This window comes from Agromyces archimandritae (assembly GCF_018024495.1).
GTDB classification, from domain to species: domain Bacteria; phylum Actinomycetota; class Actinomycetes; order Actinomycetales; family Microbacteriaceae; genus Agromyces; species Agromyces archimandritae.
Map to the genome: position 1 here is coordinate 3,102,953 of NZ_CP071696.1, position 24,893 is coordinate 3,127,845.

21 protein-coding genes and 1 tRNA gene are annotated in these 24,893 nt (G+C 70.9%); 12 read left to right on the forward strand and 10 right to left on the reverse strand.

All coding sequences use genetic code 11. The annotated features are described in order from the left end of the window. Window positions 1-60 precede the first annotated feature (60 nt). The 5 genes from G127AT_RS14295 to G127AT_RS14315 form a co-directional block, all read right to left on the reverse strand. The gene (locus G127AT_RS14295; protein ID WP_210897996.1) at window positions 61-1,593 is read right to left on the reverse strand and encodes an ABC transporter substrate-binding protein; all 1,533 of its coding nucleotides are present in this window, start codon (window positions 1,591-1,593) and stop codon (window positions 61-63) included. 101 nt (window positions 1,594-1,694) lie between these two features. Next, the gene (locus G127AT_RS14300) at window positions 1,695-2,567 is read right to left on the reverse strand and encodes a fumarylacetoacetate hydrolase family protein (RefSeq protein ID WP_210897998.1); all 873 of its coding nucleotides are present in this window, start codon (window positions 2,565-2,567) and stop codon (window positions 1,695-1,697) included. Continuing rightward, a complete protein-coding gene (locus G127AT_RS14305) occupies window positions 2,564-3,016 on the reverse strand; it encodes a YybH family protein (protein ID WP_210897999.1) in 453 nt (150 codons plus the stop codon). The genes G127AT_RS14300 and G127AT_RS14305 overlap by 4 nt, the downstream gene beginning before the upstream one ends. Beyond that, on the reverse strand, window positions 3,013-4,284 hold the full coding sequence (locus G127AT_RS14310) for an FAD-dependent monooxygenase (RefSeq protein ID WP_210898001.1): 1,272 nt from the start codon (window positions 4,282-4,284) through the stop codon (window positions 3,013-3,015). The genes G127AT_RS14305 and G127AT_RS14310 overlap by 4 nt, the downstream gene beginning before the upstream one ends. A gap of 67 nt (window positions 4,285-4,351) precedes the next feature. Continuing rightward, on the reverse strand, window positions 4,352-5,101 hold the full coding sequence (locus G127AT_RS14315; protein ID WP_210898003.1) for a dienelactone hydrolase family protein: 750 nt from the start codon (window positions 5,099-5,101) through the stop codon (window positions 4,352-4,354). Window positions 5,102-5,303: 202 nt separating this feature from the next. On the opposite strand from G127AT_RS14315, the gene G127AT_RS14320 reads away from it, so the two are divergent. Together G127AT_RS14320 and G127AT_RS14325 are read left to right on the forward strand one after the other, a co-directional pair. Beyond that, on the forward strand, window positions 5,304-6,353 hold the full coding sequence (locus G127AT_RS14320; protein ID WP_210898005.1) for an amidohydrolase family protein: 1,050 nt from the start codon (window positions 5,304-5,306) through the stop codon (window positions 6,351-6,353). A 10-nt stretch (window positions 6,354-6,363) separates the two neighbouring features. Next, window positions 6,364-7,665 carry a DUF3500 domain-containing protein gene (locus tag G127AT_RS14325; protein ID WP_210898007.1) on the forward strand — a complete coding sequence of 434 codons (1,302 nt, stop codon included), beginning with the start codon at window positions 6,364-6,366 and terminating at the stop codon, window positions 7,663-7,665. Window positions 7,666-7,725: 60 nt separating this feature from the next. Here G127AT_RS14325 and G127AT_RS14330 read toward each other — a convergent pair whose 3' ends face one another. The 3 genes from G127AT_RS14330 to G127AT_RS14340 are packed head-to-tail and all read right to left on the reverse strand — an operon-like array spanning window position 7,726 to window position 9,797. Then, entirely contained in the window at window positions 7,726-8,124 is a 399-nt protein-coding gene (locus G127AT_RS14330; RefSeq protein ID WP_210898009.1) for a RidA family protein, read from the reverse strand. Between the two features lie 2 nt (window positions 8,125-8,126). Next, window positions 8,127-8,795 carry a GntR family transcriptional regulator gene (locus G127AT_RS14335; RefSeq protein ID WP_244857609.1) on the reverse strand — a complete coding sequence of 223 codons (669 nt, stop codon included), beginning with the start codon at window positions 8,793-8,795 and terminating at the stop codon, window positions 8,127-8,129. Window positions 8,796-8,855: 60 nt separating this feature from the next. Then, on the reverse strand, window positions 8,856-9,797 hold the full coding sequence (locus G127AT_RS14340; RefSeq protein ID WP_210898011.1) for a LysR family transcriptional regulator: 942 nt from the start codon (window positions 9,795-9,797) through the stop codon (window positions 8,856-8,858). 131 nt (window positions 9,798-9,928) lie between these two features. Between G127AT_RS14340 and hpaD the strand changes: the two genes are divergently transcribed. After that, window positions 9,929-10,924, forward strand: coding sequence for a 3,4-dihydroxyphenylacetate 2,3-dioxygenase (gene hpaD / locus G127AT_RS14345; RefSeq protein ID WP_210898015.1), 996 nt, complete (start codon window positions 9,929-9,931; stop codon window positions 10,922-10,924). Window positions 10,925-10,942: 18 nt separating this feature from the next. Here hpaD and G127AT_RS14350 read toward each other — a convergent pair whose 3' ends face one another. Further along, the gene (locus G127AT_RS14350; RefSeq protein WP_210902179.1) at window positions 10,943-11,581 is read right to left on the reverse strand and encodes an MBL fold metallo-hydrolase; all 639 of its coding nucleotides are present in this window, start codon (window positions 11,579-11,581) and stop codon (window positions 10,943-10,945) included. 101 nt (window positions 11,582-11,682) lie between these two features. Here G127AT_RS14350 and G127AT_RS14355 point away from each other — a divergent pair, with 101 nt between their 5' ends. Both G127AT_RS14355 and G127AT_RS14360 read left to right on the forward strand, forming a co-directional pair. Then, window positions 11,683-12,576: a diacylglycerol/lipid kinase family protein gene (locus tag G127AT_RS14355; RefSeq protein WP_210898018.1), complete on the forward strand. Its 894-nt coding sequence runs from the start codon at window positions 11,683-11,685 to the stop codon at window positions 12,574-12,576. Between the two features lie 100 nt (window positions 12,577-12,676). After that, window positions 12,677-12,752: transfer RNA gene (locus G127AT_RS14360), tRNA-Glu, on the forward strand. 147 nt (window positions 12,753-12,899) lie between these two features. On the opposite strand, the gene G127AT_RS14365 is transcribed toward G127AT_RS14360, so the two are convergent. Continuing rightward, entirely contained in the window at window positions 12,900-13,613 is a 714-nt protein-coding gene (locus G127AT_RS14365; RefSeq protein WP_244857610.1) for a TIGR00645 family protein, read from the reverse strand. A 237-nt stretch (window positions 13,614-13,850) separates the two neighbouring features. Between G127AT_RS14365 and G127AT_RS14370 the strand changes: the two genes are divergently transcribed. From G127AT_RS14370 to G127AT_RS14400, 7 genes are all read left to right on the forward strand, one after another. Continuing rightward, window positions 13,851-14,891 (forward strand): TerC/Alx family metal homeostasis membrane protein, encoded by a 1,041-nt coding sequence (locus G127AT_RS14370; RefSeq protein WP_210898020.1) that lies wholly within the window; start codon window positions 13,851-13,853, stop codon window positions 14,889-14,891. A 125-nt stretch (window positions 14,892-15,016) separates the two neighbouring features. Beyond that, on the forward strand, window positions 15,017-15,874 hold the full coding sequence (locus tag G127AT_RS14375) for a PP2C family protein-serine/threonine phosphatase (RefSeq protein WP_244857611.1): 858 nt from the start codon (window positions 15,017-15,019) through the stop codon (window positions 15,872-15,874). Next, complete coding sequence (locus G127AT_RS14380; RefSeq protein ID WP_210898022.1) at window positions 15,871-16,602, forward strand: hypothetical protein; 732 nt, start codon at window positions 15,871-15,873, stop codon at window positions 16,600-16,602. The genes G127AT_RS14375 and G127AT_RS14380 overlap by 4 nt, the downstream gene beginning before the upstream one ends. A gap of 4 nt (window positions 16,603-16,606) precedes the next feature. Then, the gene (locus tag G127AT_RS14385) at window positions 16,607-17,029 is read left to right on the forward strand and encodes an FHA domain-containing protein (protein WP_210898024.1); all 423 of its coding nucleotides are present in this window, start codon (window positions 16,607-16,609) and stop codon (window positions 17,027-17,029) included. Further along, the gene (locus G127AT_RS14390; protein ID WP_210898026.1) at window positions 17,029-18,705 is read left to right on the forward strand and encodes a serine/threonine-protein kinase; all 1,677 of its coding nucleotides are present in this window, start codon (window positions 17,029-17,031) and stop codon (window positions 18,703-18,705) included. Before G127AT_RS14385 ends, G127AT_RS14390 begins: the two co-directional genes overlap by 1 nt. Next, on the forward strand, window positions 18,702-19,385 hold the full coding sequence (locus G127AT_RS14395) for an FHA domain-containing protein (protein ID WP_210898028.1): 684 nt from the start codon (window positions 18,702-18,704) through the stop codon (window positions 19,383-19,385). Before G127AT_RS14390 ends, G127AT_RS14395 begins: the two co-directional genes overlap by 4 nt. A gap of 159 nt (window positions 19,386-19,544) precedes the next feature. Next, window positions 19,545-24,878, forward strand: a complete 5,334-nt coding sequence (locus tag G127AT_RS14400) for an Ig-like domain-containing protein (protein ID WP_210898030.1) — start codon at window positions 19,545-19,547, stop codon at window positions 24,876-24,878. Window positions 24,879-24,893 lie beyond the last annotated feature (15 nt).

Below are 24,893 nucleotides of genomic sequence, written 5' to 3' on the forward strand. Positions count from 1 at the left end.
CGCTCGTGGTGCCATGGGTGGTGCTCCTTCGTCGTCGAACGGATGCCGGTGCGGGCCGGATCAGGCGGCCGGGCGGGCCGCGCGGTAGTCGATCAGGACCTGCTCCCAGGCCTGGATGGCCGGCTGCACGTCCGTCACGGTGTCGGTGTTGTACGCGATGATCTCGTTGCTGGCGAAGTGGCTGCAGGAGAGCGCCTCGTCGGAGATCTGCTTCATCACGGCCTGCCAGGCTTCGTCGGCCTCGGGGGTGCCGCCGCGGGTCTGCTGGGCGGCGCCGGCGAGCGCCTTCAGCTCGTCGCTGGCGTACTTGGAGGGGTTGGCGAGCGCCGTTTCGGAGAACCAGGCGCCGTACCAGTCGGCGGGGGTGATCTGCGGGTTGTTGCCCATGCCGAGGGCGTACTGGCCGCTGTTCCAGGTGGAGAGGAACTGCGGCATGGTGAGCTCCTGCACCGTGATGTTCACCCCGGGCAGTTCGTTCATCTGCTCGGCGCGGATCGTGATCTCCTGCTTGTTGAACGGCGCGGCGCCGATCTCGGCGCTGATCTCGGGGTTGCCGGCTTCGGCGAGCAGCTTCTCCGCCTGTGCGAGGTCGGCCGAGAAGCCCGTGATGTCGGGGTTGTACCCGAATTCGCCTTCGAGGAAGTGCTGGTTCTCGGGGTTGCCGCCGCCGAGCTCGGCGACGACGGAGGCGTCCATCGCGTAGCAGAGCGCCTGGCGCACCTTCTGGTCGGCGAAGACCCCGCCCTGCCCGCGGTCGAAGAAGGTGATGTTGTTGCGGATCGCCGGGTAGTCGAAGGTTTCGGCGTTGGGTGCGGCGTCGAGGCGCGGCAGTTCGTCGGTCTCGGTGTCGGTCACGTCGATGTCGCCGGCGAGCAGGGCCGCGGTGGCCGCGGTGTCGTCGGCGATCGCGTAGAGCTCGATGTTCGGGAAGCCGGGCGCTTCGCCCCAGTAGTCCTCGTATGCGCCGAAGAACATGCGGGTGCCTTCGACGGACTCCGACTCGTCGTAGGCCCACGGGCTCGTGCCGACCGGGTGCGTCTCGATGGTTCCGTCGGCGATGGCGGCGGGGCTGGCCATCGGGAGGTTCCGCTGGCTGAGCAGGTCGAGGAAGGTGCCGTAGGGACGGGTGAACTCGAAGGTGACGGTCGTGGGATCGACGACGGTCACGCCGGAGACGCCGGCCTTCAGCGGCCCGCCGAACTGGCCGCCGACGACGTCGCGGACGTATTCGAGGTTCGCCTTCACGGCTTCGGCGTCGAACGGGGTGCCGTCGTGGAAGGTGACGTCGTCGCGCAGGGTGAGCGTGAGCGATGTCGCGCCCTCGCCGAACTCCCATTCGGTGGCGAGGTTCGGCAGGATCGTGCCGTCGAACTCGCGCAGCACGAGCGTCTCGTAGGGCACGCGCATGTAGCCGGGTTCCATCGACTGGGCGCCGGGCGCCCAGCTCTCGGGGAAGGTTCCCCAGTTCACGCGCAGGGTCTCCGCGGATTCGGCCGCCTTCGAGGTGTCGGAGCCTGAGGTGCAGCCGGTGAGCAGCAGGGCGGCGGCGCTCAGCGGTACGAGCGCTCGCAAGAGCAGTGATTTGGTGGACATCGACGCCTCCTTGCGTCTGTGCTTCGCCGTTCGGCGACGCACGATGATCGAGTGTACGTACTCGGAACAACCCCTCGGTGCGGGGCGGTGGAACGGCCGGGTCAGGGCGCCTCCTCTTCGACGACCCGGTTCTCGATGACGCCGAGACCGTCGATCTCGGCGCGCACGACATCCCCTGCCCGCAGGAACCGGCCGGTGGGCGCACCGATCCCGGCGGGCGTGCCGGTGGCGAGGATGTCGCCCGGCATGAGCGTCATCACCGTGCTGAGTTCGGCGATCTGCTCGAAGATGTCGTAGATCATGTCGTCGGTGCGCCAGTCCTGCCGCACCTCTCCGTTGACGCTCAGCCGCATGCCCAGCGCGTGCGGGTCGGCGATCTCGTCGTCGCTCGTGAGCCACGGGCCGATGGGGCCGTGGGTGTCGAAGGACTTGCCGAGCGTGAAGGTGGGGGAGCGCTTCTGCAGCCAGTCGCGCACCGAGACGTCGTCGGCGACGAGGTAGCCGGCGATGACCGACCTCGCGTCGTCGCGGCCGACGTGTCGGCAGCGCCGGCCGATGACGACGCCGAGTTCGATCTCGTAGTCGAGTTGCTCGGAGACGGCGGGCCGCACGATCGGGTCGTACGGGCCGGTGATGGCCGAGACCTGCTTGTTGAACCACAGTTGGTTCGTGGGGGTCGGGATGCCGGCGGCGCGCGCCTCTTCGGCGTGCTCCTTGTAGTTCATCCCGATCGCGAGGTATTTCTGCGGGTCGTCGATCGGGGCGAGCAGGGTGGCATCGGCGAGCGGATGCGTCCTGCCGGCGGCGGCGAGGATCGCGGGCTTCAGTTCGGCCAGGCGCGGCAGGATCTCGCGGAGCGAGGTGCCGATGCCCGCGGTGCCGGTGAGCTCCGTGATCCGGTCGCCGGCGTCGCCGAGGTCGACGCGGCCGACGAGGGCGGGGCCGTCGCCGATGCGGTAGCGGGCGAGTTTCACGAGTCCGCCCCGCCCTGCGCGGCCTGCTGCGAGGGCAGTGCGCCCCAGACCTGTTCGCCGTCGGGTGTCATCTGGAAGTGCACGAAGCGCCACCGCCCGTCTTCGCCGTGCCGGAGCACCTGGGTGACGACGCCCGTGAGCGTGCGTTCGGTGCCGTCGGGGTTCCGCAGCCGGTTGCGGATGGCTCCGGTCGCGATGGCGACGTCGCCGATCACTCGGATGTCGAGTTCGCCGCGCTCGGTGTCGAGGTAGGCCTGCCGGGTGGCGACGTGTTCGAGCAGCATGGCCTTGTCGTGCCGGACGCCCGGGGCGTGGATGTGCACGAGCGCGTCGTCGAAGAGCGCGTCGAGCGCGTCGAGGTCTGCGGCGAGCAGGGCGCGGCGGCGTTCGGCCTCGACGGCGAGCACGGCATCCCGCGTCGCCCGATCGGCGCGTGCGACCTCGCTCATCGCTCGACCAGCTCCCAGCTGCGGAAGCCGCTCGCCTCGCCGGCTTCGTGGCCGGGCCGGGGCTGGCCGACGAGGGCGTGGTAGGTGCTGAAGATCGCGTCGGCCTCGGCCAGCGGCAGCACGGCCTCGATGTCGTCGAAGGGCTTGCCGTCGGTGCGTTCGGCGACCATGCGGCGGATGACCTCGTAGCCCTCGCCCCGGTTGGCCATGACGATGCGGTTCACGGCCTCGAGGCGTTCGGCTTCGAAGGCGGCGAGCGCCTCGCGGGGGTCGCCGCCTTCGGCGAGCTTCTCGGCGATGACGCGCGAGTCGACGATGGCCTGGCAGGCTCCGTTGCCGCCGCGGGGGTACATGGCGTGGGCGGCGTCGCCGAGGAGCACGACGCGGCCGTCGACCCAGCTGTCGAGGGGGTCGTGGTCGATGAGCGGGAAGAGGTAGACCTCGCGGGCGTTCCGGAGCATCTCCTGCACGTCGAGGAAGTCGATCTCGCAGTCGTCGTAGTACGGCAGGATCTCCTCGACCGTGCCGAGCTGGTTCCAGTCTTCGACGGATTCGTCGCGGGTGGCCTCGACGACCCAGTTCACGAGGGTGAGGCCGCTGCCTTCGAAGTCGTCGGCGATGGGATAGACGATGCAGCTGGAGACCCGCGGGTCGCCGATGTGCAGGATGGTGCCGCCGGTCTTGAACGGTTCCATGAGGGTGGTGCCGCGCCACATGGTGATGCCGGAGTACTTCGGGTCTGCGCTCTCGGGGTGCATCTGGCGGCGGATGGTGGAGTTGATGCCGTCGGCGGCGATGACGAGGTCGTGCACGGCTTCGCTCGTGGCCCCGTCGGCGGTGCGGATGCCGAGGGTCACCCGGTCGGCGTCCTGGGTGTAGCCGGTGACGCGTGCGCCCTGGACGACGGCGTCGGCGCCGAGGCGTTCGACGACCGTGTCGTAGAGGAACATCTGCAGGGTGCCGCGGTGCACGAAGCGCTGTTCGTGCAGGTAGCCCATGTGGGTGCCGCAGCGTTCGGCGTAGATCTCCTGGCCGTGGTTGTTGAAGAAGATCGATTCCTGCGCGTCGACCGAGATCGCCCGGAATGCGTCGAGGAGGCCGAGTTCGTCGAGTTCGCGCGTGCCGTACACCTTGACGTCGATGCCGACGCCGAGGGGTTTCAGTTCGGCGACGGTCTCGTAGATGCGGGGCCGGAAGCCGCGCTGGTGCAGGCGCAGGGCGGTCGCGAGCCCCGCCGGGCCGGCTCCGATGATGGCGATGTCGAGCATGGATTCCTCGGTCTTTCTGTGTGTGCCGGGCCGGTCGGGCGGCCGGGCGTCTGCGGCGGCCGCGCGCTCACGCGGCGGCGACGTGCGGAAGGGGCAGGGTCTCGGAGAGGAGGGCGATCGCGGCGTCCCAGGCGCGGCGGGCGTTCCTCGGGTGGTAGGCGATGACCTCGGGGTTCGGGGAGTGCGCGGCCTTCGGGCTCGTGAAGGCGTGGACGGTGCCGCTGTAGAGCTCTTCCCGCCAGTCGATGCCGGCGCCGCTCATCGCCGCGTGCAGGCGTTCGCGCATCTCGGCGGTGGCCATGGGGTCGTCGGCGCCGACGCAGACGAGGACCTCGGTGTCGGCCCGGGCGGCCGCCCAGCCGTCTGCGACGAGGTCGAGGCCGGGGTGGATCGCGGCGGCCGCGCGCAGGCGTCCGCCGGTGCGCAGGTACTCGAGCAGGGAGGAGCCGCCGAAGCAGTAGCCGAGGCCGGCGAGGGCGTCGACGTCGATCTCGGGCTGTGCGGCGGCGGCGTCGCGGGATGCGGCGATGCGCCCGATCCATCGTTCGCGGTCGGCGACCATGCCGCCGATGAGGGGGCCGATCCCGGCTTCGTCGGCCGGGGTGCGGCGTTCGCCCCAGACGTCGGCGGCGAAGACGGCGTAGCCGGCGCCGGCGAGGCGTCGGGCGATGGCGATCATGTCCTCGCCGAGTCCGAAGGCGTCGTGCACGAGCAGGATGCCGGGCCGGCTCCGGGCGCCGGCGGGGGCGACGAGCAGGCCGAACAGGGCCTCGCCGTCGTGCTCGACGGTGATGTCGCGGGTGGTGATCTCGGTCATGTCGGCATTCCTCCTCGAATGTCTGTCGGCGATCGTACGAGAGATCACACACGATTTCAAGCGCGATGAATCATGCGTCCGGCTTGCATTCGCATAGGAAATCGCACACGATAATGGTGCACCCCGGCATCCGCACCCGGGAACCCGAATCACGCCACGCGCGATCCGGCGCAACGAAGCGACCAGGAGAAGGACCGTCAAGATGACCGTCGTCGACATCAACATCCACCACCTGCCCGAAGACCTCTTCACGAACGAAGCGATCCTGAACGGCTTCCTGAACTCCGCCCCGCGCGGCTTCGGCGAGATCGCGAGCGTCATCACCATGGACGACGGGCGCAAGCAGCTCGTGCTCGAGAAGCCCAAGGGCTACCCGAACCTGAACTACGTCGAGGGCGACTACTCCGTCGAGTCCAAACTCGCCGCCATGGACGACGCCGGCGTCGACTACGGCGTCATGCGCGTGCCCGTCTGGCAGGAGTGGCTCGGCCTCGAAACCTGCCGCGCCGTCAACGACAACGCCGCCGACATCGTCGCCCGCTCCGGCGGCCGCCTCTTCGCGACCGCCTGCGTGCCGCCGTGGGGCGGCAAGGAGAATATCTACGAGCTCGAGCGCTGCGTGAAGGAACTCGGCGCCGTCGGCGTGCAGCTCGCGTGCCACTACGGGCAGCTCTACCTCGACGACGAGGTCTTCGAGCCCTACCTGAAGGTCATCGAGAAGCTCGACATCCCCGTCGTCGTCCACCACACGCCGCTGCCCGTCGAATACAACTCCGTCATCGACTACACCAACCTGCGCCGCGAATTCGGCCGCATCGTCGACCAGGCCACCGCCGTCGGCCGCGAGCTGTTCAGCGGCATGTTCGACCGGATGCCGGGGCTGCGCTTCATCCACACCATGCTCGGCGGCAACTGGTTCGCCAACCAGGCCCTGCTCACGCCGCACGGCTCGAACAAGGCCGAGGCGATGAACCGCCTCGACTCCGCGAGCGGCGAGAAGATCACCCGCTACCTCGACGAGAACATCTTCTTCGACCTCACCCACCCGCACTCCTGGGGCAAGACGCAGGTCGAGGCCGCCCTCGAGATCGGCGGCGCCGACCACTACCTCTTCGGCAGCTCCTTCCCCGTCTTCTACAGCTGGATGGGCCAGGGCGTCGACTTCGTGCAGAACGAGCTCGAGATCTCCGACGCCGACCGCGAGCTCGTGCTCGCAGGCAACGCCAAGCGCCTCTTCAACCTGCCGATCTGAGCCGAAGACGATGAGCGCGCACGGCGAGGACATCGACGGCTTCTTCACGACGGCCCGCACGGCCGGTCGCAGCGAGGCCGTCGCGCAGGCCGCGGGCAGCTTCCGCGACTACCTCTACGACCTCGACGACCCGACCCTCGCCCCGTACCGGGGCATGGGCTACGAGGAGTTCACGGCCGATCGGTACACGGCGCCGTTCCTCAGGGAGCTGCTCGAGACCTGGGAGGGGCTCTATCGCGAGCCGTTCGTCGGCATCACGACCGGCGGCGAGCCCGAGCCCGGCCGCTACCGGCTCCCGGATGAACCGTTCGGCGACGACGCCGAGGCGATCGCCGCGGCCGGCCGCCTGCTCGACGCCCTGTCGCCGGCCGGTCGCGCGCGCATCTCGTACCCGGTCGACGCCCCCGAGTGGCGCGGCTGGAGCAACCCCGAGTTCGTCTTCTTCCGCACGGGCATCCGCCTCGAAGACGAGGACGAGCCCGCGGTGGATGCCGTGCACGCCCTCATGCGCGCCACGCTCAGCCCGGAAGGCTACGACCGGGTGCGCGAGGCGATGCGGCTGAACGGCTACCTCGGCGAGCTCACCCGACTGCCGACCGTGATGAACGAGCGGAGCTACTGGTTCGCCATCTTCGGCGAACCGGGCGAAGGCCCCTGGGGCTGGCAGCTCTTCGGCCACCACGCAGCCGTCAACTTCGTCTCGGTCGGCGGCCGGCACGTCGTCGCCCCCGTCTTCCTCGGCGGCGAACCGGCCGTCGCCGAGGGGCGCGAACCGCTCTTCGCCGCCCGGGAGCGCCTCGCGATCGAGCTCGCCGAGTCGCTCACCGGCGCCCAGCGTGCGGCGGCCGTCGTCTACGACTCGGTGCTCGACCCCGCGATGCCCGAGGGCCGGCTGCATCCGGCCGACGAGCGGCACGTCGCCGGCGCGTTCCGCGACAACCGCGTCGTGCCGTACGAGGGCATCCTGGCGAGCGAGCTCGATGCGCACCAGCAGGAGCTCCTCCGTGCGATCGTCGAGGATTTCCTGCTGCTTCTCGCCGAACCGCAGCGGGCGGCGACCCTCGCCGAGGTCGAGGCGACCCTCGCCGAGACGCGCTTCTCGTGGTACGGCGCGACCGACGGCTCCGAGCCGTGCTACTTCCGCATCCACGGGCCCGTGATCCTCGCCGAGCTCGACCATCACGCGGGCGTCTGGCTCGCGAACCGCCTGCCGGCGCGCTTCCACGTGCACACGACCCTGCGGATGCCGAACGGCAACGACTACGGCAAGGCCTACCTCGCCGAGTGGATGCGGCGGCACGCCGGGTCCTGAGGCCGCGCCCGGTCGGCTGCGCCCGGTGCCGGCTGCGCCCGGTGTCAGCCGCGCCCGGTGTCAGCCGCGCCCGTCGTCCAGCACGGCCACGAGGTCGCACTGGATGAGGGAGCCGCCGTCGAGCACGGCGGCGATCGCCTGCCTGGCCGGCCGGCTCGCCGGGTCGGGGAACATCGCGAGCCATTCGCGGTTCAGCGCCTCGCGGTCGCGGTATTCGGCGAGGTGGAAGGTCATCTTCGCGATGTCGTCGGTGGTGCCTCCGGCCGCGGCGAGCAGTTCGCGCACGTGGCGGAACACGTTCGCGGCCTGCGCGTCGAGGCCGGCGGGCATCTCGCGCGTCTCGGGGTCGCGCCCGGTGAGCGCGCCGGAGAAGAGGAACGGCCCGATCCGGCTCGCGGCCGGGATCGGGTTCGCGTGGCCGAAGCCCGGCAGTTCGATGCTCTCGCGGCGCTCGGGCATGCTCAGACCGTCGCGTTCTGCGCGGCCTGGGCGGCGTCGTGCGCGAGCACCGCCTCGAGGGTGTTGATCTCGTGCTGTTTGGCGGCGGTCTCGATCGCCTCGGCGTCGGCGCCCGACTCGATGAGGTCGAGGAGCGCGTCGTGCTCGGCGATCGAGGCGACGGCCCGGCCCGGGGCGTACCAGAACGCGGAGCGGCGGATGATGTCCATACGGGTCCACTCGGCGTCGACGAGGCCCTCGAGCCGTTCGTCCTCGCTGCGCGAGCAGAGGAACTCGTGGAACTGCCGGTTGAGGGCGCCGAAGCGGGCGGTGTCGAAGTCGGAGAGGGCTTCGCGCATGTTCCGGTTCAGGGCGCGGGCGTGCTCGAGGTCCTCGGCGGTGAGCTTCTCGGCCGAGAGGGCCGTCGCGAGGCCCTCGAGGCGGGCGAGGAGGCGGATGGTGCGCTTCCAGGTGTCGGTGTCGAAGGTCTTCACGAGGGCGCCGACGTTCGGCACGATGTCGACCCAGCCCTCGGCTTCGAGGCGGCGCAGCGATTCGCGCCAGGGCACCGAGCTGATGCCGTGCTCGCGGCCGAGCTGGTCGATGACGAGGCGGTAGCCGGGCCCGTAGGTCCCGTCCATGATGCGCGCCTTCAGGATGTCGTAGGCCTGTTCGGCCTTGCTCTTGGCCACGTCGTTCCTCTCTCGGGGGCGGTGCGCTGCGGCCCGAGCCGTGAGCGGCACCGCGAAAAATCATATCGGATTTCGCACAGGATCCTGCGCGATCTGCTCGGCCGGCGCGGAGATCCGGGCGAGGAGCCGGCCGAGCGCGGGCTCGGCGGAGGCCCCCGGGCGGGCGAGCACGAGGGCGCGGAGCGGATCCGGTTCGGGCTCCAGACGGCGCACGACCACGTCGAAGCGCGCGAGCCCGGTGCGATCCGGGTCGGGGAGGATCCCGCAGGCGAGGCCGGCCTCGATGAGCGGGATGCTCGTCTGGATCGTCGGCGCGGTGCGGACCGCGGCGGGGGCGACGCCGTGGGCGAGCAGGGCGGCCTCGACGGCCTCCGGCAGGCTCGGCACGGCGGAGGTCCGATGCGGCAGCACGAGGGTGCGGGCCTCGAAGGCGGCGAGGGGGAGCGGATCCGGCGCGTCGGTCTCGCCCGGGGGCAGCACGCCCACGAGCGGCACCTCGCCCCAGTCGACCAGCTCGAAGGCTCCGCGGTGCCGGGCGGCGAAGCGCGGCGCATCGGCGACGAGGATCGCCGCGAGATCGGCGCTGCGCTCCTGCACGAGATCCATCGCGGTCCACGGCGGCGGATCCACGAGCCGGATCTCGACGCCCGGCGCCTCGGCCGCGTGCGCGCGGAGCAGCTCGGGGACCCGCCGCCACATGAGCACGGGCACCGCGGCCATCGTGAGGGAGCCGAGCGTGCCCGCGCCGTAGCGGCGGAGGGTGGAGAGGATGCCGTCGACCTCGCCGAGCACGCGCGAGGAGGCCTCGAGGAGGAACCGGCCGGCCCCGGTCGGTTCGACGCCGCGGGAGGAGCGCACGAGCAGGGGCACGCCGGCCTCGGTCTCGAGCTTGCCGATCGCGACGCTGAGGGAGGGCTGGGAGAGGTGCAGGCGCGCGGCGGCCGCCGTCAGCGAGCCGGACTCGACGACGGCGGCGAAGTATCGCAGCGCGCGCAGTTCCACGACTCAGAGCATAGGAGACCCTGTTCCATAGTGTGCGTCTATGGCGTGCGAGTCGTTCCGGGGATTCCGCTCCCGGCATCCACTGCGGACGATGGAGGCGACCACCCACCCGCCGCACGAGGAGACCAGCCATGCTGCCCGAGACCAACCCCGCCCCGCCCTTCACGATCACCCGCGCGAGCCATGTCTCGCTCGGCGTCACCGACCTGGAAGCGAGCCGCGACTTCTACCGGGACGTCATCGGCCTCGTCGTCACCGAGGAGACGGACGACGCCGTCTACCTCCGCGGGCTCGAAGAAGCCGCACACCACAGCCTCGTGCTCGAACGCGCCGCCGAGGCCAAAGCCCACCGCGTCGGCCTCCGGGTCCGAAGCGACGCCGACATCGCCGCAGCCGAAGCGCACTTCGCCGCCACCGGCATCCACCACCGCCGCGTCGAGAAGCCCCACCAGGGCCCCACCCTGCAGTTCACCGACCCCGTCGGAACCCGGATGGAGCTCACCAGTTCGATGGACGTCGTCGACCGCCGCATGCAGCACTACGACGAATACCGCGCCGGCTTCCCGCAGCGCCTCGACCACTACCAGGTCGTCACCTACGACGTGCAGGCCGCCACCGACTTCTGGACGGGTCTCGGCATGCGCCTGTCGGAATACACCGCGAAGGACGGCACCGACGAACTCTGGGGCTCGTGGATGGAGGTCAAGGGCAACACGCACGACCTCGTCTTCACCAACGGCCGAGGCCCGAGGCTCCACCACTTCGCCTACGCCGTGCCCGACGGCTCGTCGCTGCTGCACGCCGCCGACGTGGCCGGCTCCCTCGGCTTCGGCGACGAGATCGACCGCGGCCCCGGCCGCCACGGCATCAGCAACGCGCTCTTCCTCTACCTGCGCGACCCCGACCAGCACCGTATCGAGCTCTTCAACACGCACTACCAGTTCATCGACCTCGAGACGCCGCCGATCCGCTGGGACGTGTCGAACCCGCGCCGGGCGCAACTGTGGGGCATGCCGGCCTCGAACCGCTGGTTCTTCGAGGCGAGCGAGTTCCCCGGCGAGGCCGTGCACGAGCCGCGGCTCACGGCGAGCCCCGAGACCCTGGAGACGTACCTCGGGCTGCACTGAGGCACCCCGGCCTCCGGGTCACACCTCGAGCGCGTCGCCCGGCCTGAGGTCGTGGTAGCTGCCGCCGCCCTGCTCGACGGCCCATTTCAGGCGCGGCGCCGACAGGCCGAGGCCCACCTCGGAGAGCCCCATGTCGTGCGTCGCGAAGACGTGCCGCGGGGCGAGGTCGACGATGTGGTCCATCGCCTCGGCGAGCTTCATCCAGGGGGCGCCGGCGGGCGCGGCGAGCACCGTGACGTCGACGTCGCCGGGCACCGCGAACGAGTCTCCGGCGTAATAGACGGTGTCGTCGATGAGCACGCCGAGGTTGTCGACGACGGGGATCGAGGGGTGGATCACGGCGTGCCGCCCGCCGAAGAAACGCAGCCGGAACGGGCCGACCTCGACCTCGTCCCCGGCGGCGACCGTCTCGACGGGGGCGGCGTCGCCGACGGCGGCGGCCACCCCGGCGGGGCCGAGGACGCGCGCGGCGGGGTTGGCCGCGAGGATGCGTTCGAGGTGCTCGGCCGTCCAGTGATCGGCGTGCTGGTGGGTGATGACGACGGCGTCCACATCGTCGGCCGTGATCGGGGCGGTGAACGATCCCGGGTCGACGACGAGGCGGCGGCCTGCGTTCTCGACGGTGAAGGCGGCGTGTTCGAGCTTCGTCAGGCGCATGCTCCGAGCCAACACCCCGTGCGCGGCGGGCGCAAGCATGCGGGCGTGGATGCCGGCAGTGGATGCCCGGGCGCGCACCTTCCATGCGCGAGAATGCATCCATGCAGCATCCCGGCATCCGCCGACTCGTCGTCGCCGTGAACCCCTCCGCCTCCTTCGGCCGTCACCGTGCGGTCGGCGCCGCGGTCGTCGCCCGCCTCGAGGCCGCCGGGTACGCCGTCGAGATGCTGCAGGAGCCGAACGCGGCCCTCCTGGACCGCGAGCTGCGCTCGGCCCTCGGGCACGACCCCGACGGCGTCGTCGTGGTCGGCGGCGACGGCCTCGTCTCGCTCGCCCTCAACGCGATCGGCGAGACCGGCATCCCCCTCGGCCTCGTCCCGACCGGCACGGGCAACGACCTGGCGCGCGGCCTCGGCATCCCGCACGACGACCCGACGGCCGCGACCGATGCGCTGCTCGCCGCGCTCGACCGGCCGCCGCGCGCGATCGACGCCGTGCGCACGGGCGACGGGCGCTGGTTCGCCGGCGTGCTCTCGGCCGGCTTCGACGCCGTCGTCAACGAGCGCGCGAACCGGATGCGCCGCCCGCGCGGCGCCAGCCGCTACACGATCGCGCTCGTCCGCGAACTCCTCGGCTACCGCGCACGGCCGTACGTGCTCGAGATCGACGGGGAGCGCCGCGAGGTGCGCGCGATGCTCATCTCGGTCGCGAACAACGCCTCCATCGGCGGCGGGATGCGGATCGTGCCGCACGCAGCGCTCGACGACGGGCTGCTCGACGTGTTCATCGTGCATCCGCTGCCGCGCATCGGACTGCTGCGGGTCTTCCCGCGCGTATTCTCCGGAACGCATATCGACCACCCCGCGGTCGAGTTCCGTACGGCGAAGCGGGTGCGGATCGACGGCGACGCGGTCGCCTACGCCGACGGCGAGCGCCTCGGCGAGCTGCCGATCGAGGCCGAGGTGCAGCCCGGCGCGCTGCGGGTCTTCGCCTGATCCGCAGGCGTTCGATGCCTCCGGCGGCACGTGTTCGCGCAGGGTCGGCCCGATTTGGAATGCCCCGATCCGTGTGTCATACTCTTCAAGTTGCAAAAACGGCCCCATCGTTTAGCGGCCTAGGACACCGCCCTCTCACGGCGGCAGCGCGGGTTCAAATCCCGCTGGGGTCACCACACCGGAAGAACCCCCGGTTCCGCATGCGGAACCGGGGGTTCTTCGCATTCCCGCACCCGCCTCTGCCGGACGCTTCCGGGGGTCGTATTCCGCCATGATCGGTGCATGTACCGCGTTCCGGTGGCGGGATACGACCCCCGGAACCCTCAGGGGGTGCGGATCGGGCCCGGTGCCTCCTCGGTGAGGGGTGCCGACGCGGCATCCGCACCCGGCATGTCGCCGGGCATGCCCGGCATCGCCGCCGCCTCGTGCGCGGTGCCGCCGTGCGAAGACATGCGGTCGATGAGCGCGAGCGCGAGGGCCGAGACGATGAACACGCAGTGGATCACCACCTGCCAGAACACGCCCTCTGAGCTGTAGTCGTTGCCGGTCTCGGTGCCGCTGGCGACGCCCTTCGTCATGTCGCCGACCTCGATGAACGCCTTCAGCAGATGGATGGAGGAGATGCCGATGATCGCCATCGCCAGCTTGACCTTCAGCACGTTCGCGTTGACGTGGCTCAGCCATTCGGGCTGGTCGGGATGCCCGTCGACCTTGATCCGCGAGACGAAGGTCTCGTAGCCGCCGATGATGACCATGATGAGCAGGTTCGCGATCATGACGACGTCGATGAGGCCGAGCACGGCGAGCATGATGTCCGCCTCGTCGATGTGCAGCGGATGCGCGAGCACCTCCTCGGCGAGATGCCAGAGCTCCACCATGAACACGATCACGTAGAAGACCTGCGCGACGATGAGGCCGAGGTAGAGGGGTGCCTGCAGCCAGCGGCTGAAGAAGATGAACAGGCCCATGGCCTTGGACCACGGCGCCGTGCGATATGCCGGCGAGGATGCGGGGACGGGGGACGGCGCTCTGCGCACTGGGGCTCCTTCGAGTCGGGAAGGGAATTCTACGGACGCGCCCCCGAGTGCGGGGTGTGATCGGCTAGACTCGCCGAAGCGAAGGGGAGTATCCCGCGAGGCGTTCGTCTCGTTCCACGATCGTCAGTACGAGCGCCGTCGCAGCCGCTCCGGTCGTGGAGGCTGCACCGGTCACCGGGCAGGGCAGGGAGAGACGTTCGAGACTCCGTCGTACGTACCCCCCCTGAAAGGCAGCCTGTGGAACTCGAGATCCCTGTGTGGTTCGAAGTCGGATCGCTCATCGTCCTGACGCTCATCCTCGTCGCGGACCTGCTGCTCGTGCTGAAGCGCCCGCACGTGCCCTCGTTCCGGGAGTCGACCCTGTGGGTCGTCTTCTACATCGTGCTCGCGCTCATCTTCGCGCTGCTGATGCTGCTGCTCGGCGACGTCGAGCACGCCGGCCAGTTCATCGCCGGCTGGCTGACCGAGTACAGCCTGTCGATCGACAACCTCTTCGTGTTCGTCATCATCATGGCCCGCTTCTCGGTGCCGAAGAAGATGCAGCAAGAAGTGCTGATGATCGGCATCATCCTCGCCCTGATCTTCCGCGGCGTCTTCATCCTGCTCGGCGCGCAGCTCATCGAGAACTTCAGCTGGATCTTCTACCTCTTCGGCGCCTGGCTCGTCTGGACGGCCTATCAGCAGGCCTTCGCCGACCATGACGACACGAAGGAGAACGGGCTCGTCCGCCTGCTCCGCAAGCGCGTGCACATCACCGACGACTTCGACGGGATGAAGTTCCGCACCACGGTGGGCGGATCCCGCGCCTACACGCCGCTGCTGCTCGTCATCATCGCGCTCGGCACGACCGACCTGCTCTTCGCCCTCGACTCGATCCCGGCGATCTTCGGCATCACCCAGTCGGCCTTCATCGTCTTCACCGCGAACGTGTTCGCGCTCATGGGGCTCCGTCAGCTTTACTTCCTCCTCGGCGGCCTCCTGGAGCGCCTCGAGTACCTGAAGTACGGCATCGCGTTCATCCTCGCGTTCATCGGCGTCAAGCTCGTGCTGCACGCGATGCACGTCAACGAACTGCCCTTCATCAACGGCGGCGAGCACATCGAGTGGGCGCCCGAGATCTCCACGTGGATGTCGCTCGGCGTCATCGTCGCGGCGATGGCCGTGGCGACCGTGGCGAGCATCATCAAGGCGAACGCCGATTCCCGCAAGCGCGGCGGCAAGCTCCTCGAAGAGGTGCCCCACTTCACCGAGGAGCCGGGCTCGAACGAGGAGCGCTGAGCCCGGCGGCGACATCGGGCGTCACGGCGGGGCCCGCGGCTTGCTACGGTGGATGATCGCGACCCCCACGACGGGTGTCGGACCCGACCGCACTGCACCCCGCAGCCATCGCCCGGAGGAGTCCCGTGGTAGTTGATGACGAGCGCGTCGTCGAGCTGAGCGAGGCGACCGCCCACATCGCCCACAGCGCGCGCAGCGACGCGGGCCGGGTGCGTCGCGTGAACGAGGACGCGATGCTCGCCGCAGCCCCCGTGTACCTCGTCGCCGACGGCATGGGCGGCCACGCCCGCGGCGACGCGGCCAGCCGCACGGTCGTGGAGACCTTCACCCGTCACATCGAACGGGGGACGACGTCGACCCCCGAACGCGTGCTGGACGCCATCCATACCGCCAACGACGGCGTGCGCGCCCTCAGCGGCCTCGGCGAGGAGGGCACCGCGGTCGCCGGCACCACGCTCGTCGGCGTCGCCCTCGTCGACACCGGCGACGGTGCGAGCTTCCACTGGATGGTGTTCAACATCGGCGACTCCCGCATCTACGGCTGGGACGGCCGGCGCCTCGCGCAGCTGAGCGTCGACCACTCCGCCGTGCAGGAGCTCGTCGACGCCGGCGTCATCCGTCCCGAGGAGGCCGAACGCCACCCCGAGCGCAACGTCATCACGCGCGCCCTCGGCGCCGACGACGTCGTCGACCCCGACATCTGGCTCATCCCGGCCGAGGGGCGGCAGGTGTTCCTGATCTGCTCCGACGGCCTCACCAAGGAGCTCTCCGACGAGTCGATCGCCGCGATCCTCGCCGGCGACGCCGAGCATCCTGCGGGCATGGCGGGCCGCCTCGTCGAGGCCGCGATCGAGCACGGCGGCCGCGACAACGTCACCGCCGTGGTCGTGGAATCGACGATCGGCGAGGCCGACGACGCCGAGACGACGCGCGACCGCCGCATCGAAGACACCCGGCCGAGGCCCGAAAGCGGTGAAGGATGACGACGTACCGGCCCGATCCGGCGGGGGAGTGGATCGCGCTCGTGCGCGACTCGCGTGCGCTCGTGCTCGAATCGGCACGCGCCGACGACGAGACGATCGCCGCGCTGTGGCAGGCGCTGGCCGAGGACGACCCGACGACGGTCGTCATCGAGCGCCTCACCGCCGGCGGGCTCGGCAGCACCCCCGCCTTCGCCCTCGTGTACCGGCGCGGCGGGGCGAACGGCGTCGCCCGGGCGGTCGTCCGCGGCCCCATCGAGGTGCGCCTCGGCGAGGAGCGGGTCGACGGGCGCGAGGTGAGCACCTGGAGCGAGCGCACCGCGATCGATGCCGGCGTGCTCGAGATCGCCGCCGGGGGCGAGGGCGCCGACGACGCGCCCGTCTGGCCGTTGCTCGCGGGCATCGTGCTGAGCGGGCATCTGAGCGTCGAGGACGACGGCACGGCCGGGGCGGCGGGCCGCCTCGCGGTTCCGCACGCCGAGGCGCCCGCGACCGAGCCGTCGCGAGTGGATGCCCGGCCCGCCGCACAGGCCCCCGCACCGCCTGCTGCGGCACCCGTTGCCCCGCCGACTGCCGTGGCCCCGCCGGCTCCGGCCGTGCCGTCCTTCGCCGAGCACACCATCGTGCCGGCGGCCGACGACCCCGCGCATACGATCGTGCCGCCCGCTTTCGGTGCCGCCCCAGCCGCCGCCCCAGCCGCCGCCCCCGAGGGCGGCCTCGGCGACTCATGACGGCATGACCGTCGCCGCCGCAGACATCCGCCGCATGCGCGAGGAGCGCGAGCGCTCCGGCGCCCCGCAGGCGGCCCCGTCCGGCCCGGCCGCGCCGGTGCTGCGTCTGCCGGGCGGCGGCACCGAGTCGATCGGGCACGAACTGCTCATCGGCCGGGCGCCGAGCGCGAACCGCGTCGCCGCCGGCCGGCTGCCGAAGCTCGTCCGCGTCGGCGTCGACGACCCCGACATCTCCCGTACCCACGTCCGCCTCGGGCTCGAGGGCGACACCGTCGTCGTCACCGACCTCGACTCCCGCAACGGCACGATCGTCGTGCAGCCCGGCAAGGCACCGGTGCGCCTCCGCGGCGGCGAGCCGACCCCGGTGCTCGTCGGCACCGTCATCGACCTCGGCGGCGGCGTGACCCTCGCGATCGAGGAGCCCTGATGCGCCGCACCGCCCAGCAGCCGCCCGAGCTGCCCGGCTACGAACCGCTCGGCCTCCTCGGCTCGGGCGGATTCGCCGACGTCTTCCTCTACGAGCAGAAGCTGCCGCGGCGCAAGGTCGCCGTGAAGGTGCTCCTCGGCGACGACCTCAGCCGCGAGGTCCGCTCCCAGTTCGTCGCCGAGGCGAACCTCATGGCGCAGCTGTCGGCGCATCCCTACATCGTCACGATCTTCCACGCCGACGTCGCCGCCGACGGGCGGCCGTACTTCGTCATGGAGTACTGCTCGGGCCCGAGCCTGTCGGAGCGGTACAAGCGCGAACGGTTCCGCGTCGAGGACGCGCTGCGCACCGGCATCCGCCTGGCGGGGGCGATCGGCACCGCCCATGCCGCCGGCATCCTGCACCGCGACATCAAACCCGCCAACGTCCTCACGAACGACTACGGCTGGCCGGCCCTGACCGACTTCGGCATCTCCTCGGGCTTCGACGGCGAACTGCCCGTGCACACGATGACGGTGCGGCCGGGCGAATCGAGCGGAACCGGCCAGTCGGCGGTCGGGATGAGCGTGCCGTGGTCGCCGCCGGAGATGTTCGAGGACGACCCGCATCCCGACGCCCGCAGCGACGTGTTCTCGCTCGCGGCGACCGTGCACACCCTGCTGGCCGGCCGCAGCCCATTCGAGATCCCGGGGCGCTCCAACGGCGCCCTCGACCTCATGGGGCGTATCGAACGCGGTGCGATCACCCCCATCGAACGGCCCGAGGTGCCGGCCTCGCTCGTCGCGGCGCTGAAGCGAGGCATGGCGGTGCGGCCGGGCGACCGCTACGCGAGCGCGGTCGAGTTCGGCCGGGCACTGCAGCGCGTCGAACTCGAACTCGGCTACGCCTCCACGCAGATCGACGTGCCCTCGCTCGTCGAATCGACGCCTGCGGACGCACCCGATTCGGGCGGCGACGACCCGGACGCGACCCGCGCCCGCTCGGTGCGCACGGTCGTCGCCCAGCCGGCGGCGCCCGCCGTCGTCCTCCCGCCGCAGATCGCCCCCCGCGTGCCGCAGGTCCCGGCCCCGCCGGTCTCCGACCAGACCGTCGTCCGCGACGCGGGCGGTGCCGCACCGCGGATCGCGCCGCTCGCCGCCCCCGTCGATGACGGCACCGTCGTCCGAGGCGGCCCGGCCGCAGCGCCCGCCGACCACACGGTCATGCGGCAGCGCCCCGCAGCGGGGGCGGCCGAAGACGAGACCGACCGGCTCGACCGCATCGAAGCCCCGCGCCGGCGCCTCGGGCTCATCGTCTCGGCGGCCGCCGTGCTCGCCCTCGCCGTCGTCGTCTCGGCGGTGCTCGTCATCGGCGGCCTGCCGGGCGGCGAGGAGCCGGCGCCGACGGCCTCCGACCCGCAGAACGCGGTGGTCGCCGCGAGCGTGCCGCAGCCGGTCGTCGAACCCGGGGTGCGCAGCGCCGACGGCACGAGCGCGACCTTCGCGGTCTCGCATGCGAACGGGGAAGAGGGGGATCGATATGTGTGGCGGCCGGCCGACGGGTCCGGGGCGGCGACGGTGGCCGAGGGCCCCGAGATCACCGTCGACGGCCTCGACCCGAGCCTGCGCACCTGCATCGACGTCGCCGTGCAGCGCGCCGGCAAGACGTCCGAGTCGGTGACGGGATGCACGGGATGAGACCCCTGAAGGTGGAGTACTGCGGCGAGTGGTACACCGCCGAGCCCGACCGCGTCTTCACGATCGGGCGCGAGGCCGACCTCACGATCGACGAGAACCCCTACCTGCACCGCACCTTCCTCACCCTCTCCTCGGAGTTCGGGCTGTGGTGGGTCTCGAACGTCGGCCAGCTCCTGTCGGCGACGGTGTCGGATGCCACCGGCAGCGTGCAGGCGTGGGTGGCGCCTGGCGCGAAGCTGCCGATCGTCTTCCAGACGATGCACGTGCTCTTCAGCGCGGGCGCGACGACCTACGATTTCTCCGTCCACGCCGAGGAGGATTTCTACAACACCTCGCTGACGGCCACGACCACCGACGGCAGCACGACGGTCATGCCGGTGAGCCTCACGACGAGCCAGCGTCAGCTGGTGCTCGCGCTGGCCGAAGGGGTGCTCCGCAACGCGGTGCCGGGGCGCGGGAGCGTGCCGAGTTCGGCGGAAGCGGCGGCCCGCCTCGGCTGGAGCATGACGACCTTCAACCGCAAGCTCGACAACGTGTGCGAGAAGCTCGACAAGCTCGGCGTGCCCGGGCTGCGGGGCGGGCGGGGCAAGCTCGCGACGAATCGGCGGGCGCGCCTCGTCGAGTACGCGATCGCCACGAGGCTCGTCTCGGCCGACGACCTGTCGCTGCTCGACGCCTGACCCGGGCGGCCTGCTCGCACGGATCCGCACCCCGGCGAGATGGGGAGTCATCCCCATTTGGGGGGATACGCGATCGGTGTTACCGTCTTGCTCGGCGCGGCACCCGAACGCGCGCCGATTCCGTTGCACCCGACACCGAAATCGCACGAGGGGACGAGCGTGGGCGCTTTCGCCACGAGGTTCGCCGGCCGCAATCAGATCGCGTCCGCCGTCATCCTGGGCCTGCTGGCGGCAGGCACGGTGACCGTCGCCGCCCTGCACCCGGGCTTCGCGGTCACCGACCCGGAGCTGCATGCCCGTGACGTGTGGGTGACCAACGGCAAGGAGCTCATGGCCGGTCGCCTGAACCGGCAGATCGAAGAGCTCGACGCCGCCGTCAACGCCGCATCCAACGACATCGACGTCTTCCAGGACGGCGACGACGGCTTCCTCTACGACCGCAGCGTGGGCACGGTCGAACGCATCGATCCCGCGTTCACGACCCTCACCCAGCGCATCGACGTGCCGCCGGCCTCCTCCATCGCATACGGCGGCGACGTGCTCGCCGTGCTGTCGCCGAAGGGCGAGCTGTGGACGGTGGATGCCGGTGCGGAGCTCGCCTTCAGCGCCGGCGCCGAGGACGCCCTCGCGAAACTCGGCGAGGGAGCGCGCGTGGCCGTGAGCACGAAGGGCACCGTGTTCGCCACATCGCCCTCGAAGGGCAAGCTGCTGACCCTCGAGCGCGGCGGCGAGCCCGAATGGTCGGGCCTGCCGAAACTCGCCGACCACGAGATCGCCGCAGTGGGCGAGCGCGCCGTCGTCCTCGACCGAGAGCGCTCGCAGCTCGTCGCCGGCGATCGGATGCTGCCGCTGCCCGAGGAAGGGGTGCGGATCCAGCAGTCCGGCGCCGAGCACGACGAGGCGTACGTCGCAGGGTCGGCGGGCCTCATGGCGGTGCCGCTCGACGGCGGCGAGGTCCGCGAGATCCCGAGCGGCGGCGCCGACGGCGGCACGGATCCCGAGCGGGTGGCCGCGCCGGTCCGGCTCGGCGGCTGTGTGCACGGGGCGTGGGCCGAGGCCGCACGCTATCTGGCCGCCTGCGACGGGCTGGAACCTGCGGGGCAGGACATCGAGCAGCCGACCGCCGGCCAGCGGCTCGAGTTCCGCGTGAACCGCGACGTCATCGTCCTGAACAACCTGAACAACGGCAATGCGTGGCTCGTCGACTCCGATTTGCGCCTGGTGGAGAACTGGGAGGACGTGAGCCCGCCCGAGGAGTCGGAGACCGAGGAGGGCGACGAGAAGAGCTCGCGCCAGTCCTTCGAGGACACGCTCGCCGAGCGCACCGAGGAGAACCGGCCGCCGGTCGCCCGCGACGACGCCTTCGGCGTGCGCGCCGAGCGCACGACCGTGCTCGACCTGCTCGCGAACGACACGGATCCCGACGGCGATGTGCTGACGATCGCGTCGACGACCGAGGTCCCCGAGGCCGCGGGGCGGCTCGAAGCCATCGACGGCGGTCGCGCCCTGCAGTTCACGCCCGCCCCGGGTGCGGCCGGCACGGTCTCGTTCCGCTACGGCGTCGACGACGGGCGCGGCGGCGTCGCGGAGGCATCGGTGAACGTGCGGGTCGTGCCGGCGGGCGAGAACTCGGCGCCCGAGCAGTTGCGGCACAGCACGCTCGCCGTCGAGCAGGGCCAGCAGATCTCCACGAACGTGCTCGCCGACTGGATCGACCCCGACGGCGACGACCTGTATCTCGTGAACGCCTCGCCGACCTCCGGCGACTCGGTGCGGTACAGCCCGGACGGGTTCGTGACCTTCGAGCACCGCTCGGGCGAGCTCGGCACGAAGGAGATCAAGATCGTCGTCTCCGACGGCGACCAGACGGCGACGGGCGATCTCAAGGTCGAGGTCGAGGCCGCCGGCTCCCTGAACCCGGTCGGCACCCCCGACTATCTGGAGACCTTCGCGGGCGAGACGGTGCTCGTCGAGCCGCTCGAGAACGATCTGAGCCCCTCGGGTCAGCCGCTCGAGCTCATCGGGGTCAAGGATGCGCCCGGCGACATCGAGGTGACCCCGAACATCGAGCGCGGCACCCTGTCGGTGCGGAGCGACCAGCCCGGCGACTATCTCTTCCTGTACGAGCTGGCGGCCGGGTCGGCGACGAGCCTCGGGCTCATCCGCATCTCGGTGGCCGAGCCGCCGGAGGAGGCGCTGCCGCCGATCGCGGTGAAGGACACGGCCTACCTCCGGCCGAACGAGCCGACCGTGGTGCCGGTGCTCGCCAACGACGTTTCGCCGTCGGGGTCGGTGCTCGCCGTGCAGGCCGTCGACGACAGCGCCACCGACGGGCTCGTGTCGCTCGAGATCATCACGAACACGGCGGTGCGCATCACGGCGAGCCAGCCGATCGACGAGCAGCTGCGCTTCAGCTACACGGTGTCGGACGGGGTGCAGTCGGCCGAGGCGACGGTGACGATCGTGCCGGTTCCGCCGCTCGTCAAACACCAGCCGCCGGTCGCCGTCGACGACTCGGTGCGGGTGCGCGCCGGCGATATCGTCACCGTCCCGGTGCTCGACAACGACTACCATCCGGATGCCGCCGAGATCCACGTCGCCCAGGATCTCGTGGACGTCGGCGAGGACGGGGACGGCCTCGCCTTCGTCTCGAAGGATGCGGTGCGGTACCAGGCGCCCGAGACGCCCGGCGTGTATTCGGTCGTGTACGCGGCCGAGGACGAGTCGGGGCAGCGTGCGACGGCGTCGGTGACGTTCACGGTCGTCGGCCCCGATCCCGAGCACAACCGCGCGCCGATGCCGACGCCGATCACCTCTCGCGTCTTCGCGGGCTCGGCGGTGCGGATCGACGTGCCGCTCGACGGCCTCGACCCCGACGGCGACTCGGTGCGGCTGACGGGCATCTCCTCAGAGCCGGCCCTCGGGCGCATCGCCGAACGCACGAGCGAGGGCTTCGTCTATGCGGCCTTCGAAGGCTCGGCCGGCACCGACGCCTTCCAGTACGAGGTGACCGACACGGGCGGCGAGACGGCCACGGGTACGATCCGCATCGGCGTGATCCCGAGGCCGGCGCTGCAGCTGCCGCCGAACGCCGTCGACGACGAGATCGAGATGAAGCCGGGCCGCACGGCCTCGGTCGAGGTGCTGCTGAACGACTCGGATCCGAGCGGTTTCGAGCTGCACGTCGCCGAGCTGCCGAAGACCGACGACGGCATCGAAGCCGAGATCCAGGATCGCCGCCGCGTCGTCGTCCGCTCCTCGGAGCAGGAGGGCGCCTACACGCTCCGCTACACCGTGTCGAACGGGCACGGCGGCACCGATACGGCCTTCGTGCAGATCGCGGTCTCGAAGGACGCGGTCGTGAAGCCGCCGACGGCCGAGGACCAGGTCATCGAGCCCGACGACGTGCTGCAGAATCCGCTGGTGAACGTCGATCCGCTGGATGACGCGACGAACCCCGGCGGCCTCATCGACGATCTGAAGGTCTCGGTCGAAGGGCCGAACGCGGGTCGGGCCGAGGTCCACGAGGACGGATCCATCGACGTCGAGGCCGGCAACGAGCGCTACGTCGTCGCCTACCGGCTCACGAACGACATCGACGAGCTGTCGGCGCGGGCGTTCATCGTCGTGCCGCCGATCCCCGGAAGCGACAGCGGTGCCGAGGAGCGCGAGAAGACCCCCGAGGAGATCGCGGCCGAGGAGCGCGCGAAGTTCCCCGCCCCGCATCTGGCGGACCTCGGCGAGGTCATCGTCCCCATGAACGGCGAGATCAGCTGGAAGCTGTCGGACATCGTCGTGGTGCCGAGCGGCAAACCGCCGCTCATGCTCTCGGCGCGGGCGACGAACGCGAGCGAGGACCCCTTCGTCGACGACCAGACCTTGCGTTTCGTGCCCGAGAAGGATTATCGCGGCCGCGCCCAGGTCAGTTTCGACGTCACCGACGGCACGAGCGCGGACGACCCGGTCGGCCGACGCGCAGTGCTCACGATCCCGATCATCGTCGGCGACCCGGAGTTCAAGGACACGCCGCCGGCGTTCACGCCGCGCACCGAGACCCTCGAAGCCGGCGAGGAGCCGATCGAGATCGACCTGCGCGCCTCGAGCGACCACCCGAACCCCGACGTCATCGAGCAGTTGACGTACACGAACCTCACCGGCACGAGCGAGGACATCGAGGCCGAGATCGACGGCGGCACCCTGCGGGTCTCCGCGCCGATCGGCGTGCAGCCGGGCACGGCCGCGACCCTCGCCTTCGACGTCGGCTTCGGCGAGTTCACGGTGCCCGGCGAGGTCGAGGTGAAGGTCGTGTCGTCGACCCGGGCGCTGCCGAAGGCCGTCGAGGACGAGGAAGTCGAGATCACCCGCGGCAAGTCGGGGACGTCGCAGGTGCTGAAGAACGACTTCAACCCCTTCGACCAGGACGAGCTGCCGCTGACCGTCATCGACGCGAAGATCGCGCAGGACGGCGTCGATTCGAAGGCACAGGTCTCCTTCACCGACAGCACCGTCACGGTGAAGACGGGTTCCTCGTTCACGGGTAACATCGCGGTGACCTACCGCATCCAGGATGCGACGAAGGACCCGGCCCGAGAGGTCACCGGCACCGCGCAGTTCGTCGTGCGCGACAAGCCCGACGCGCCGGCAAAACCGACGGTGTCGGCGGACGACGGCGAGGCCACCGTGAAGTGGAAGGCCCCGGCCGACAACAACTCCGAGATCACGGGCTACGTCGTGCACTACGGCGGCACGTCGAAGAAGTTCGACGCGGGCGACGCCGGAACCGCCCAGACGATCGGCTCGCTCAGCAACGGGACGACGTACACCTTCACGGTCACCGCGACGAACGACAAGGGCACCTCCGAGGCTTCGCCCGGCGCGAGCGCGACCCCCTACGGCAAGCCGACCGCGGTGAGGAGCCTGTCGCTCGACCGCTCCGGCGAAGGGCCGAACGGCAGGATCACGGCCACCTGGGCGGCCCCGAGCGACCTCGGCGGCAAGAGCGTGACGTACGTCGTCAGCGGCCCGGGCGGCACGAAGGAGACGACGAGCGGCATCATGACCTTCACGGGGCTGTCTGCGGGCAGCCACACCGTCACGGTGCACGCCGTGAACGAGGGCGGCAAGGTGGGCCCGAAAACCTCGAAGTCCGCCTCCGTCCCCGAGCCCAGCCCGTCCGGCACGATCGGCAAGGGTGCGCGGAAGGGCTGCGACAGCGGCGGCGGCGGATGCGCCAACGTCCGCATCACGTGGAAGAACATGGACCCCGGCACCTACCGCGTCTACGCGACCACGAACGGCGGTCCGTGCTGCGGCTGGCAGGAGACGATGACGATCCCGGCGGACGGCCGCTTCGAGCTCTCGAACCACCTCGGTCAGCGCTCGGGGAGCGAGACGATCGCCGTCCGCTTCGAGAACGTCAGCGGCGGCACCTCGCGGACGCTCGGCGGTATCAGCGGGTCCCAGTGGAACAACCTCGGCTACAACACATGGTGACCGACGTCGTCGGCC

Coding starts and splice junctions, on each gene's coding strand:
- G127AT_RS14295 (WP_210897996.1), bottom strand. CDS start 1,593: ATGTCCACCAAATCACTGCTCTTGCGAGCGCTCGTACCGCTGAGCGCC.
- G127AT_RS14305 (WP_210897999.1), bottom strand. CDS start 3,016: ATGAGCGAGGTCGCACGCGCCGATCGGGCGACGCGGGATGCCGTGCTC.
- G127AT_RS14310 (WP_210898001.1), bottom strand. CDS start 4,284: ATGCTCGACATCGCCATCATCGGAGCCGGCCCGGCGGGGCTCGCGACC.
- G127AT_RS14315 (WP_210898003.1), bottom strand. CDS start 5,101: ATGACCGAGATCACCACCCGCGACATCACCGTCGAGCACGACGGCGAG.
- G127AT_RS14320 (WP_210898005.1), top strand. CDS start 5,304: ATGACCGTCGTCGACATCAACATCCACCACCTGCCCGAAGACCTCTTC.
- G127AT_RS14325 (WP_210898007.1), top strand. CDS start 6,364: ATGAGCGCGCACGGCGAGGACATCGACGGCTTCTTCACGACGGCCCGC.
- G127AT_RS14330 (WP_210898009.1), bottom strand. CDS start 8,124: ATGCCCGAGCGCCGCGAGAGCATCGAACTGCCGGGCTTCGGCCACGCG.
- hpaD (WP_210898015.1), top strand. CDS start 9,929: ATGCTGCCCGAGACCAACCCCGCCCCGCCCTTCACGATCACCCGCGCG.
- G127AT_RS14350 (WP_210902179.1), bottom strand. CDS start 11,581: ATGCGCCTGACGAAGCTCGAACACGCCGCCTTCACCGTCGAGAACGCA.
- G127AT_RS14355 (WP_210898018.1), top strand. CDS start 11,683: ATGCAGCATCCCGGCATCCGCCGACTCGTCGTCGCCGTGAACCCCTCC.
- G127AT_RS14380 (WP_210898022.1), top strand. CDS start 15,871: ATGACGACGTACCGGCCCGATCCGGCGGGGGAGTGGATCGCGCTCGTG.
- G127AT_RS14385 (WP_210898024.1), top strand. CDS start 16,607: ATGACCGTCGCCGCCGCAGACATCCGCCGCATGCGCGAGGAGCGCGAG.
- G127AT_RS14390 (WP_210898026.1), top strand. CDS start 17,029: ATGCGCCGCACCGCCCAGCAGCCGCCCGAGCTGCCCGGCTACGAACCG.
- G127AT_RS14395 (WP_210898028.1), top strand. CDS start 18,702: ATGAGACCCCTGAAGGTGGAGTACTGCGGCGAGTGGTACACCGCCGAG.